Annotated in this window: 8 protein-coding genes and 1 pseudogene; 7 read left to right on the top strand and 2 right to left on the bottom strand. The window is 61.2% G+C overall.

Annotated features, from left to right (window positions below; translation table 11 throughout):
- The first annotated feature begins 78 nt into the window (after positions 1-78).
- The 5 genes and pseudogenes from PQR53_RS12310 (at position 79) to PQR53_RS12290 (ending at position 7,128) form a co-directional block, all read left to right on the top strand.
- A complete protein-coding gene (locus PQR53_RS12310; RefSeq protein WP_408453658.1) occupies positions 79-1,005 on the top strand; it encodes an ABC transporter substrate-binding protein in 927 nt (308 codons plus the stop codon).
- Positions 1,005-2,639: an amino acid ABC transporter permease/ATP-binding protein gene (locus PQR53_RS12305; RefSeq protein WP_408453656.1), complete on the top strand. Its 1,635-nt coding sequence runs from the start codon at positions 1,005-1,007 to the stop codon at positions 2,637-2,639. The genes PQR53_RS12310 and PQR53_RS12305 overlap by 1 nt, the downstream gene beginning before the upstream one ends.
- A gap of 67 nt (positions 2,640-2,706) precedes the next feature.
- A pseudogene (locus PQR53_RS12300) lies at positions 2,707-3,951 on the top strand (acetamidase/formamidase family protein); the annotation flags it as partial.
- A 273-nt stretch (positions 3,952-4,224) separates the two neighbouring features.
- Positions 4,225-6,633, top strand: a complete 2,409-nt coding sequence (locus PQR53_RS12295; protein ID WP_408453653.1) for an acetamidase/formamidase family protein — start codon at positions 4,225-4,227, stop codon at positions 6,631-6,633.
- A gap of 81 nt (positions 6,634-6,714) precedes the next feature.
- Positions 6,715-7,128 carry a RidA family protein gene (locus PQR53_RS12290; RefSeq protein WP_408453650.1) on the top strand — a complete coding sequence of 138 codons (414 nt, stop codon included), beginning with the start codon at positions 6,715-6,717 and terminating at the stop codon, positions 7,126-7,128.
- Positions 7,129-7,482: 354 nt separating this feature from the next.
- On the opposite strand, the gene PQR53_RS12285 is transcribed toward PQR53_RS12290, so the two are convergent.
- Positions 7,483-8,970, bottom strand: a complete 1,488-nt coding sequence (locus PQR53_RS12285) for an alpha/beta fold hydrolase (RefSeq protein ID WP_408453647.1) — start codon at positions 8,968-8,970, stop codon at positions 7,483-7,485.
- A 42-nt stretch (positions 8,971-9,012) separates the two neighbouring features.
- Here PQR53_RS12285 and PQR53_RS12280 point away from each other — a divergent pair, with 42 nt between their 5' ends.
- Both PQR53_RS12280 and PQR53_RS12275 read left to right on the top strand, forming a co-directional pair.
- Positions 9,013-9,984: a LysR family transcriptional regulator gene (locus PQR53_RS12280; protein ID WP_408453644.1), complete on the top strand. Its 972-nt coding sequence runs from the start codon at positions 9,013-9,015 to the stop codon at positions 9,982-9,984.
- A 44-nt stretch (positions 9,985-10,028) separates the two neighbouring features.
- Positions 10,029-10,802 (top strand): MBL fold metallo-hydrolase, encoded by a 774-nt coding sequence (locus PQR53_RS12275; protein WP_408453642.1) that lies wholly within the window; start codon positions 10,029-10,031, stop codon positions 10,800-10,802.
- A 679-nt stretch (positions 10,803-11,481) separates the two neighbouring features.
- Here PQR53_RS12275 and PQR53_RS12270 read toward each other — a convergent pair.
- The gene (locus PQR53_RS12270) at positions 11,482-12,372 is read right to left on the bottom strand and encodes an AraC family transcriptional regulator (RefSeq protein ID WP_408453639.1); all 891 of its coding nucleotides are present in this window, start codon (positions 12,370-12,372) and stop codon (positions 11,482-11,484) included.
- Positions 12,373-12,489: the final 117 nt, after the last annotated feature.

Raw genomic sequence — 12,489 nt, 5'->3', positions numbered from 1 at the left:
CTACCCTTGCGCTGGTGCGATGCAACAAGGCCTACATGGTGTGTGCCATTGACATCTGCCGCTTTAAGGGGTTCAGGGATGTATACCAATCTTGTCGATCACGGGCATCGCGTGCGGCGCGCGGGCGGTGTCGCCCGCCATTGGCGCGAGCTGGCTCTTGGCGCCGTCAGTCTGCTGGCGCTGCTGGTGTCGGGTCAGGCACAGGCTGCCGCGCCGGCGCCTGCCGAATGCGCGGCGCTACAGGCGAAATACCCGCAATTCAAGGGCAAGACGCTGATCAACGCGATCAATCCGCACACGCCGGGCTATGAAGCGCTGGACCCGAATGACCCGAGTAAATATATCGGCTTCGACATCGACCTCGGCGACGCGATTGGCAACTGCCTCGGCTTCAAGGTGGCGTACAAGCCGGTCTCGTTCGCCGCGCTGCTGCCGACGCTGCAAAGCGGCCAGGCGGACATCGTGATTTCCGACATGTATGCGACCGAAGAGCGCGCGAAGGCGGCGGACTTCATCACCTATTCGAAGGTGTTCGACGGAGTCCTCGTCGCGAAGGGCAATCCGAAGAAGATCAGCGGCATCAACCCGACGATGTGCGGCACCACCGCCGCCGAGAACACCGGCTACGTTGAAGTGCCGTTGATCCAGAATCTTGCGCCGGCCTGCAAGGCGGCGAACAAGCAGGAAGCCGCGGTGCAGCTGTATGACAACAACGCGAACGCGATCCAGGCGATTCTCGCGGGCCGCGCCGACACCTATATTAACGACGTGAACACGGTGGACCAGGCGGTCAAGGCGTATCCGAACCAACTCGAAAAGGCCAGTGCGGTGACGCTGCCGTATTCGATCGGTATCGGCGTGCCGAAAACCAACCCGGCAATGCGCGCAGCCGTGATGGCAGCGCTTGTCGCGATCCAGAAGGCAGGCATCCAGACCGACTTGCTAAAGAAGTGGTCGCTTGGTGTTGAAAACCTCGAAACTCCCAAGCTGATTGCCTCGAACTGATGAATTTGTTTCTGCACTATCTCGGCATGCCGTATCTGCTAAGCGGCATCGGTTTTACGATCGCGGTCACGGCCCTTGGGCTCGCGGGCGGGCTGATCGTGGGACTGGTGCTCGCCAGCATGCAACTGAGCAAGGTGGGGCCGCTCGCCGCGATCGCACGCGGCTACACGGTCATTTTTCGCGGGACACCGCTGATCCTGCAACTCGTGTTCGCGTACGACGCGTTGCCGCACATCGGCTTGAAGTTGAGCGCGATGGCTGCAGCGGGTCTCGCGCTCGCGGCGAACGAGGGGCCGTTTATCGCGGAGATCCTGCGCGCGGGTGTGCTCGGTGTCGACCGTGGTCAACTGCTCGCGGGGCAAGCGCTCGGCATGACGCCGACCGTGCTGCTGCGCCGCGTAATCGCGCCGCAGGCGATCCGCACGATGATACCCGCGCTCGGGAACGAATCGGTCAGCGCGCTGAAGAACTCGTCGCTGGCGTCCGTGATCGCGGTCGACGAACTGACCTTGCGCAGCACCCAGCTCGCGTCGTCGACGTTCGATTTCTTTTCGATCTTCTTCGCGTCCGGGCTGATGTATCTCGTGCTGACCGGCGCGATCGCCGCGATCCAGTTGTTCGCCGAAACCGCGCTCGATCTCGAGCGCAGCCCGTCGGGACGCTTTGCACGGCTGCTGCCGTGGCGCCGTGCCCGAATTGCGACGAGCCCACCGGGCGCGACGCCCGCCGCCGATGCGCTGCTCGAACCGACGCCGTCGCCCGTGCCCGTGGCCATGCCCAACGCGCGTGACGTTCAGCGTAACCTTCACGCGGAGCGCGCGCAGCGCTATGCGGCGCTCCAGAAGCAGAGCGCGGCCGTGCAGGTGAAGGGCCTGAGCAAACGTTATGGTGAGCAGATGGTGCTCGAAGGCTTCGACCTCACCGTCCGCCACGGCGAGGTTATCGCGCTGCTCGGGCCGAGCGGCTCGGGCAAAAGCACGCTGCTGCGCTGTATCAATCACCTGGAGAAGTGGGATACGGGGGAAATTCGCATCGCCGGCAAGCGCCTCGGTTTTCGGATCGACGGTGCGCCGATGACCCAGGGCGATATCGCCAACGAGCGTGCGAGTGCTGGCGTCGGCATGGTGTTCCAGCATTTCAACCTGTTCAGTCATCTGACGGCGTGCGAGAACATCGCGGGGCCGCTGCGCTGGGTGCACGGCATCGCCCCCGCCGATGCCGAGCGCCGGGCGCGTGAACTGCTCGAACGCGTCGGCCTCAGTCATCGCGCCGACGCGTTGCCGCGCCATCTGTCCGGCGGCCAGCAGCAGCGCGTCGCGATCGCCCGCGCGCTCGCCCCCAATCCGCGCGTGCTCCTGCTCGACGAACCGACGTCCGCGCTCGATCCCGAACTCGTCGGCGAAGTACTCGACGTGATCCAGCGGCTCGTGGACGAAGGCGGTCTGACGATGCTCATCTCAACGCATCAGTTGCGCTTCGCCGATCAGGTGGCCGATCGCGTCGTGTTCATGAGCGGAGGCGCGGTGGTCGAACAGGGGCCCGCGCACGAAGTGCTCGCCCACCCACGCCATCCGTTGACGGCGCGATTCCTGAGCGTGATGGGCGCCGACGACCGGCTCGAAATCGCGTCGTAACGGCACGCGCCATTCAGCTTTGCCCGGCCCTTTGCGCCGGGCGCCTTACAAGGTTCGAACAATCATGAAGCACCATACTTTGCCTGTGTCGCCCGAAACGGTTCATTGGGGTTACTTCAGCAAAAAAGTCGCGCCCGCATTGACGGTGCGCTCCGGCGACCGGATCACGATCGAGACGCTGACCCACCATGCGAACGACGATCACGAACGGATGGTCGCGGGCGATCCCGGCGCCGAAAGCATCTTTCACTGGACCCGCGAGCACAAGGCCATGCCGCGCCGTGGCGCGGGGCCGACCGATGGACCGTTTACGCTCGGTTCCGGCGAAGGCGTCGGCGTGCATCTGCTGACCGGGCCCGTCGCGATCGAAGGGGCGGAGCCCGGCGACGTGCTCGAAGTACGGATACTCGACGTACGACCGCGGCCGAGTTGCAATGCGTGTTACCGCGGCCGCTGTTTCGGTTCGAATGTCGCAGCATCCTGGGGCTTCCACTATCACGATCTGATCGAGGAGCCGAAGCCGCGTGAAGTCGTGACGATCTTCGAGCTCGACACCTCGGGCGAGCCGTTCGCACGTGCGGTCTACAACTACGTGTGGACACCGCAGACGGATCCGGACGGCATCGTGCATCGGACGATCGACTACCCTGGCGTGGAGGTCGACCATTCGCTGGTCACGAAGCGGGAGAATATCCTGTCGAACGTGAAGGTACCCGCCCGGCTGCATTTCGGCACCATGGGACTGGCGCCGACGGAGCTCGACTACGTCAGCTCCAATCCACCCAGCTACACCGGCGGCAATATCGACGACTGGCGTGTCGGCAAAGGGGCGCGGATGTACTACCCGGTCGCCGTCGAAGGCGCATTCTTTTCGGTCGGCGATCCGCATGCGGCGCAAGGTGATAGCGAGCTCGGCGGTACCGCGATCGAGACTTCGCTGACCGGAGACTTCGAATTCGTGCTGCACAAGAAGAACGACCTGGGCGGCACGACCCTCGAAGGCCTCACGCACCCGATGCTGGAAACCGAAGACCAATGGTCGGTGTACGGCTTTACCTTCCCGAACTACCTGGCGGAGCTCGGCCCGGCCGGACAGATCGAGGTGGCACAGCATTCGAGCCTTGACAAGGCGATGCGCGACGCGTTCCGCAAGCTGCGTCGCTTCCTGATGACGGTACACGGGCTGAGCGAGGACGAGGCCATCGCGTTGATGTCGGTCGCCGCGGATTTCGGCGTCACGCAAGTCGTCGACGGCAACTGGGGCGTGCAGGGCTCGATCCGCAAGAACGTCTTCGTCGGCGCGGGGGGCTGAGCGTTCCGGTCCGGGCCGCGGGCGTTGCTGAGCACATGAGCTGGCGTGCCGGATGCGCCAGCCCGGTGCATAGGAGCGCTGCTGGTGCGGACTCGCACGACCGCGACGGGCCCCGCGAACACTACCGCTCAGGGCCGGGGTTATCGATGCAGTCAACTTTTAATGGCGTAAATATTGCTTTCCGAGATGACCTGTCCGGCTCTTCGAATCCATCCAAGGGTAGCGGGCGGCCTGCGACGCGCTCGCGCCGCAGGCATCGACCCTGGAGTCCACTTGGATCTGCTGCGCTTTACCACCGAATCCTATCCGGAAAGCGAACGGATTCACGCCTGGCGGGAAGCGTTAGACAACATGGGATGGCGTAGCGGCGCGATCCCCTCTGCACGGGCCTTGCACGGGATGATCCAGGCTCGGCGGTCGATCGGCGGCTTCGATCTGAACCTGCTGGCATCCGCAGCGCAGTCGCTCGAGCCGAATGCTGCCGACGGCGAAAGCGTGCTGATCGTGCTGCACCTTGACGGCGCGGCGACGCTGGTCGCCGACGGCCGACGCCAGCCTCTGTCGTTGAACGACCTTGTCTATCTGCCGTCGCGCGACGGTGCCTCGCTGGTTTTCGCTACGGATTTCCGCGCCTTTGTCGTGCGTATACCGCGTGCGGCGATCAAAGGGCGGCTCCTTGCGCCCGCCACGCTGCGTGCCTGTCGGATCGCCGGCGATACCGGCGTCGGACACGTGTTTTCCGGTTTCCTGGCGTCGCTGGCGGAAAGCGTGGATACGTTGTCGACCAACGAATTACGTCCGCTTGAACTCGTGCTTATTGAGTTCCTGGTAGCGATTCTCGCGGCGCATCAGCGCGAAGCGCCGATCAGCGGGCTGACGTCGTCACAGGGGGCCATCTTCTCTCGCGTCTGCCGCAGTATCGAAGCGCGGCTTGGCGACCCGAAAATCAGTCTCGCGCTTCTTGCCACAGAAGAGCGCGTCTCGCAGCGCTACCTGCAAAAGCTGTTCGAAACCGCCGGCCAGAGCTTCTCCACCTATTTGCGACTGCGCCGCCTGGAACGCTGCAGGGTCGAACTCGTCGATCCTCTATGCGCGAAGATGTCGATCTCGGACATCTGTTTCCGTTGGGGTTTCAACGATCCCGCGCATTTCAGCCGTGCATTTCGCGAGCAGTATCGCACCTCACCGCGCGCCTTTCGTGAGGAAGCGAGCCTGGACCTGGCCCGGCATCTGGTGCGAAACATTTCGCGCGGACTACCGTTCAAAACGGAAGCGCTGCTGCTCAACGCGCAATGCGCGACGCACGCCAACGCGCAAGCACGGTCGCGGGAAGCAACGCTCGAGAGTATGAGTACAGTCGTGGCCGGCGCCCCGGTCGACACACGGACCGCTTCCACGAAGGGCGTTACCCGTCGGCCGGGGAAGGCTCGCCACCACCTGTTGCGTGCGACAGCAAACACGGTGCATTGGGGCTATTTTTCGCACGACCTGAAGCCCGTGCTCGAAGTCGACAGCGGCGATACCGTGACGATAGAGACGCTGACGCAGCATGCATCGGACGACTGGGCGCGCATGGTTGCCGGTGACCCAGGCGCCGAAAGCGTGTTCCACTGGACTGCCGAGCGCAAGAACGTGAACCGGCGCGGTGCCGGACCGCTCGATGCATCGATCTACGGACGCGGGGCCGGTGAAGGGTTCGGAGTGCATATCTGCACCGGTCCGATCGCGGTACGCGGCGCCGAACCGGGCGACGTACTGGAAGTCAGGATTCTCGATGTGCGTCCACGGCGCTGCGCGAATCCGCAATTCAGCGGGCGCGCGTTCGGCAGCAATGCGGCCGCGTGGTGGGGCTTTCATTACCGCGAGCTGCTGACCGAGCCGAAACCACGCGAAGTTGTCACGATCTACGAACTTGACGCTGAGCCCCAGCCGCACCACGGTCCGTCCTATGCGCGTGCGGTCTACAACTATCGCTGGACGCCGCAGCGCGATCCATTCGGTGTGGTGCACCCAACGATCGATTATCCGGGCGTGCCGGTCGACCCTTCGACGATCGAGGAAAACCATGGGATCCTGAAGGGCGTCAAGATTCCCGTACGTCCGCATTTCGGCGTGATCGCGGTCGCGCCACAACAGGATGGCCTCATCGATTCGATCCCGCCGTCCGCGTTCGGCGGCAACCTCGACAACTGGCGCATCGCGCAGGGTGCGAGCGTCTTTCTGCCGGTTGGCGCTCCCGGGGCATTGCTGTCACTCGGGGATCCGCACGCGTCGCAGGGCGATTCGGAGTTATGTGGGACCGCGATCGAATGCTCGCTGACCGGCGACTTTCAATTGATCCTGCACAAGAGCGCGACGCTTGCCGGTCAACCGTATGCCGACCTTACGTATCCGCTTGTCGAAACGCCCGAAGAGTGGGTGTTGCACGGCTTCAGCCATGCAAACTATCTTGCTGAATTTGGCGCGCACGCGCAGAGCAAGGTCTACGAAAAACCGACGCTAGACCTCGCAATGCGCGACGCGTTCATCAAAACGCGCCGCTTTCTAATGACGACCAAGGGTCTCACCGAAGATGAAGCCATCTCGTTGATGTCCGTTGCGGTCGACTTCGGCGTGACACAGGTTGTCGATGGCAACTGGGGTGTGCACGCGATCATCCGCAAGGCCTTGTTCGTAAGCTAATCAATTTGTGATGCGTTCGCTATGGCGCTGCGAGGAGTGGTACGCGCACGCCGCTTTTCTTTGTTCATGGAGTTACTGCAGATGGATTCATCGACGAGATTCTGGATGGTTGAGGGTGCGCCTACGCCGGTCGGCCCCTTTTCTCATGCAACCGAGCAGCGCGGCTGGGTGTTTCTCACCGGCCAGATGCCGACATCGCCTGACGATGACAACGCCCCGCTTCCCGAAGGCGTTGCCGCACAGACCACCCGGGTGATGGACAATCTGGTTCTGGTGTTAAAGGGGACCGGGCTTGGGCTCGAAGATGTCGTCTCCGTGCGGATTTTTCTGACCGAGTTCAAACGAGATTACGCGACGATGAACGCGGTCTATGCTGCCTATTTCCCGCCTGGGAAATTGCCGGCGCGGACCTGCATCGGCGTGACTGGATTGGCGCGTGACGCGCTCGTCGAAATTGACTTTATTGCTCATAGGCAAACTTCGGCAGCCGCTTGATATCGGTGTGCTGTTGACCGTTCCGGTACCACCCTGGTTAAGCCATGCCTGCAGGAAGCGGCTGGGTCCTGCACCGTGCCGTAAGACCCGTGCCCGGCAGCGTCCCATTCAGAGGTCGGCGCCAGATCGACCACTGCCGCAATGCCCTGAACAGCACCTTTCGAGACCGCGTCGTCCAGCAGCGCCCTGATGGCGGCGCCGTCAAAGGTCATGGTTTGCTCCTGTGTTCACGATTGAGAACCCGTTCGCGGAATCAACTTCGATACGGGTCGTGCCACTTCGCCGGGAAGATGGACGCAACTGTCTCGTCGGCCGAAGCGATTCCTCGGCTTGCGTACTCAATTGTCTTGGGCGCTACATTGGCGGTTTGACGCCATTCTTCTCAACGACCACGCTGACTGCACTCATTTGTCCATGATCACTAGGGGCCGCCACTGCGAACACTGCTGCTCCAGGCTTGAGATCTGCAAAAGCCGCTGGGGCGAAGGTGACAACCGGCGCTGAGTTCGGTACCGAGACGGTGAGCGTCTTGTCGCCATAGCTCACGTTGAGATCACGGGCGTCGGCCTTCTCGGTGACCGACGTTACCGTGGCGCCCGTCATGGTGCTTCCCGGCGTCAGATCCCAGTCGTAATGCCCTTCTCCCGTTCCGCGCCGCTCCTCCCTGAATATCATGACCTCCAATGCCTTCACGCCACTGGCCGTTGCCATTCCGGCGGCGCCCACATAGTTGCCCGGCTTGATGGTCGCGGCATCAAAGCGCTTGACCGCTGCGAATCGCGTCTGGTCGCCGAGTGCCAGCTTCATATGCGTACCCTCACGGGTCAACACCGTGAACTCGCGGCCGTCAACCGATTCGATTTCACCTCGAACATGCGTTGACGCGAAGTACTGGTTGATTTGCCGTGCAATATCGATGTGGTCTTCCTCCAGCGCGAAGTGACCCGTATCGTAGTAGTGGACCAATGCGTCGGGCACTGCCTGTTTGACGGCTTCGGCGCCGGCCGGCAGGAAGATCGGATCGTTCTTGCCCCACACCACGAGTGTCCGCGGCTGATGCGCGTGCAGATAGGCCTGCCACACTGGAAACGATGCGACGTTGCTCGGAATGTCGAGCTGCAAGTCGGTCATGATCCGGCGGCTATCGGGGTTCGCAAGGGCGGCTGCGTCGTTGGTCCAGGCATCGGGATTGAGCGCCGCGGGATTGCGCGCGCCATGCTGATAGAGCAACAGCGCAGTCGCGAGCGATACATGGCTCTCTGCCAACGCGCGTTTCTCCGGCGTGATCTCGCCAGTGATCGCTTCGTCTCGCTTGCGTCGGGAGGGGTCGACGCCCGCGATGGAGACGATGGCATTCTGAAAAATGAGTCCGGCGATCCAGTCCGGATGATGCACGGCGATACGCATGCCCACTGGACCGCCGAAGTCCGTCATATAGATGATGAGATGCGGATCGCCGAGACTCACGACAAGTTTTTCAATAATGGCCGTCACGTTGTCGAACGTGGGCGTGAACTTGTCGGCTGGGGGCGCGTCGCTATAGCCCATACCTGGATAGTCAGGCGCCACGACGTGGAAGTTCTGGGATATCAGCGGAATCAGGTCCCTGAACTCATGAGACGACGAGGGAAAGCCGTGGAGAAGCAGCAGAGTCGGTTTCGATTTGTCCCCGGCCTCTCTGTAGAAGATCTTGATGCCATCAATGTTGGCATAGTTGTACGACACCTCGGCTGCCTGCGCACCGGTTCCGGAAAAGGCAAGCAACGATGCCGTAAGCACGCACACGGCAACTCGCATGAGTTTAGAGAGCAACATGAAATTCCTTCGGGATGGGCGGGCCATGTAACGGAAAACCGGTTCTGCCGGGAAACAATGCCTCGAATCTTGCAAACAGTACAATTGATCTTCCGCGCTTCGGATATTGATGCGATCAATGAGGAAGATGCCATGCGGTTTAACAAGCTTGATTTGAACCAGTTGGTGGTTCTGGACGCGCTACTGGAGGAATGCAGCGTGACGAAAGCCGCGCAGCGCCTATTCCTCAGCCAGTCCGCCACCAGTTGCGCAATGGCAAGGTTGCGCGACTATTTCAAGGACGAATTGCTGGTTCAGGTGGGAAAGGCGATGGTGTTAACGCCTCGGGCCGCGGGCCTTAGGCGCCCGGTCCGCGAGGTGTTGCTGCAAATTCAGGCCATCACCATCGACAGTCCCGCGTTTGATCCCGCATCGTCGGATCGAAAGATCGTGGTGGAAACGTCTGACTACGTCATCAGCGTGTTTCTCGGCGAGGTCCTGAGGCGTGCCTCCGTCGAGGCACCGCTCATGAAGTTCAGAGTGCGTACCGCAGCGACTCTGGGGCTAATGCATCTGGAGAATGCCGAGGTCGACCTGCTGATTACGCCGGACTTCCGCGCCGGGCCGTCTCACCCCGCTGAACCCATATTCGAGGATTCGTGGTCATGCCTGACATGGGCGGAAAACGAGCTGATCGGCAATGTCCTTACTTTGGCCCAGTATCTCGAGTTGGGTCACGTGATCATGGAGTGGGCTGGAGGCGCAATTGTCACATCCGACAGCCGGGCTGCAACGGCGTTGGGATATGTCCGTCGGGCGGAGGTAACCGCGGAGACGTTTCGGGTCGTCCCGCATTTCCTGATTGGGACCCGAAGGATCGCTACATTGCAGACCCGTCTTGCATTGATGCTACAGCGCGATTCACCGTCACTACGGTTGCTTCCTTGCCCATATCCCATTCCCAAGCTTGTCGAGGTCGTGCAGTACAACAAGTTCCAGGAGCGTGATCCAGCGCTGCTTTGGTTTAGACAGCTCATGCGGGAAGTTGCGCTTGTGAGCTAGTGTTATGTCTACGAATATCAAACTCTTACCGTGAGCGACCCCACATGACCATGTTACCGATTGCCGACCGATGGTTCGAACTCAAACGCATCAGCGACGACATTACCCTGCTTTGGGAACCCCACGTCGTGCCGCTAATGCGATGCAATATCTGGCATGTGCGCGGCCGCGACCGGGACCTGATGATCGACACAGGAATGGGTATCGTCAGTCTGCAGGATGCAGCGAGGCATCTGCTGCAGAAGGACGTCACCGCTGTCGCCACGCATACGCACTCTGATCATATCGGCGGACATCATGAGTTCGAGCACACGCTGGTTCACGAGTTGGAGGCAGACAACCTGCGCTCGCCGCGTGAGCGAGGCACCCTTCTGGCGTCGGTATTAGGCGACGCAGCAATTCGCCGGTATCGCGAAGCAGGTTATCCGTTCGACGGCGATCTGATCACGGCCCTTCCCAGCGCTGATTACGCGATGTCGGACTATCGCGTGCGTGCCGCAACGGTCACGGAAATCGTCAAGGAAGGGAACATCGTCGATCTCGGCAACCGGCATTTTGAAGTCCTGCATCTACCCGGCCACTCACCGGGCAGCATCGGCCTATGGGAAGCGGCATCCGGCACACTGTTCTCGGGCGATGCGATCTACGATGGCCCGCTGCTGGATGAAATAGGCGGTGCTGATATTCCGGCTTATGTGCGCACGATGAAGCGCTTGCGTGAATTGCCCGTGCAAGTGGTCCACGCTGGACACGACGGGAGCTTCGGGCGGGAACGACTGGTCGAGTTGGTGGATGCCTATCTGGCTAAACGTAGTTGATTCGTTGGCCGGGTCCGCTGCTCCTTGCGTTGCCGGCTGGACTTTGCGCGCCATGTAAATGATTGGCGTATGTCGGCCATGAGGAGTCACCCACTCATCGCTAAATTCGAGGAAATCAAAGTCGGCTCCACCTCACACAGCCGACTTTGATGTTAATTAGTCGCAGATGCACGGTACGAGCATTGTCGGACACCGAGAGTCAGAAAGCCGAGACGGCGCTCCTACGCTTATCCCGGCATTCCTTAAGTACGTGAGCAGCCCAGCCCATTAGATGCTGTGGCGTAATGTCGGCCACTACGTTCCACGTATTTGCGAGTGATACCACGGCGGAGGAACGTCATGGGAGTTCATTGCCATCGCCGGCGGTGGAATAGAAATCATGAGACCTCCCGGGCACGACATCGAGAAATAAATACCCATCTGTGCGCTACCGGGCAGCGACATTTGTTCGGCCTGTCCGCCGGCCGCTAACCAGCGCTACAAATATGATAGACGTATTCTGCGGGCTGCGGCACTGTGGGTGGCGAATCCGTATTCAAGCCGACGAGACGGCGATTAACCTGCCCCGCCCCCTGAAGGACGCCGGCTCAGCGCACCGATGCCTCAAGAGTGCCCAATAGCCGTCGCATTTCAAGGGCCACCTGAACCGGCATAGGCCAAACGTATAGCGTCTCTCTGCTTACGACGCCCCCCTTCTCAATGCAACAACCTCGCGTCGCGGCGGCGCACCGAACATGCGCGCATATTCCCGGCTGAACTGCGATGCGCTTTCATAGCCGACCTGAAACGCGGCGGTTTCCACATTGGTCGCATCAGCGCTCATCAAACGGCGCGCCTCCAGCAGACGAAGTTGCTTCTGGTACTGCAGCGGCGTCATCGACGTGAGTGCCTTGAACTCACGATGGAATGCCGAAGGGCTCAATTGGGCAGTGCGCGCCAGATCCTCGATGCGCACAGGTTCCGCGAAGTGTTCACGTAACAGATGGATTGCGCTCATCACACGTTGCGAATGTCCGCCGGACAACGCCAGCCGCGCGATCTCAGCACCGCCCGGACCGCTCAGAAGCCAGTAGCTGATCTCACGCATGAGCAGCGGATAGATCACCGGGATGGCGTGTGTCGTATCGAGCAGGCGAATCATGCGCAGCGCGCAGTCGGCGAGCGGTCCGTCGAAATTCGCGACGAAAATCCCCGACCGTGCGCCACCGCTCGACTCAGGCAGCGTATCCAATGATTGCACCACGTCGCGCATGATCGCCAGATCCAACTCGATGACAACGCCAAGAAACGGTTTCCCGGGACCGGCCTCGACCACCCGCCCGAACGCCGGCGTCTCCACGCTGACGATCAACGCCTGTCCCGCCCTGTAGTCGAACTGTCTGCTGCCGAACGTCGTGGCCTTTGCGCCCTGCACAACGATACAAAGTGCCGGCTTGTGGATCAGATGATTGGGCCGCGTCTCCTGATTCGAGCGGAGAATCGTCAGTCCCTCGACTGCCGTGACGTAAGGGCTTTCGCCGGTCTGCGCGTCCGTGTAGTCGGTCACAGCCGCAATCAGCGCATCGAACATATCCAGGTCTCACGGTGTGGGTGGTCAGGACGTTATAAGCACTCGAGCAGGATTAGGCAAGAAACAGGTGAGATCCGGCATTCAAATGAAGTGACGACAAAGCTATTGTTGTCCCCA

The sequence above is a fragment of the Paraburkholderia fungorum genome (assembly GCF_046027605.1).
GTDB lineage: Bacteria > Pseudomonadota > Gammaproteobacteria > Burkholderiales > Burkholderiaceae > Paraburkholderia > Paraburkholderia fungorum_F.
The sequence above is the reverse complement of the archived record's forward strand: the minus strand, read 5'-3'. Positions and strand labels throughout refer to the sequence as shown.

Excerpts from the sequence above, each read along its gene's own strand:
- PQR53_RS12310 (WP_408453658.1), top strand. The coding sequence starts at position 79 with ATGTATACCAATCTTGTCGATCACGGGCATCGCGTGCGGCGCGCGGGC.
- PQR53_RS12305 (WP_408453656.1), top strand. The coding sequence starts at position 1,005 with ATGAATTTGTTTCTGCACTATCTCGGCATGCCGTATCTGCTAAGCGGC.
- PQR53_RS12290 (WP_408453650.1), top strand. The coding sequence starts at position 6,715 with ATGGATTCATCGACGAGATTCTGGATGGTTGAGGGTGCGCCTACGCCG.
- PQR53_RS12285 (WP_408453647.1), bottom strand. The coding sequence starts at position 8,970 with ATGGCCCGCCCATCCCGAAGGAATTTCATGTTGCTCTCTAAACTCATG.
- PQR53_RS12275 (WP_408453642.1), top strand. The coding sequence starts at position 10,029 with ATGACCATGTTACCGATTGCCGACCGATGGTTCGAACTCAAACGCATC.
- PQR53_RS12270 (WP_408453639.1), bottom strand. The coding sequence starts at position 12,372 with ATGTTCGATGCGCTGATTGCGGCTGTGACCGACTACACGGACGCGCAG.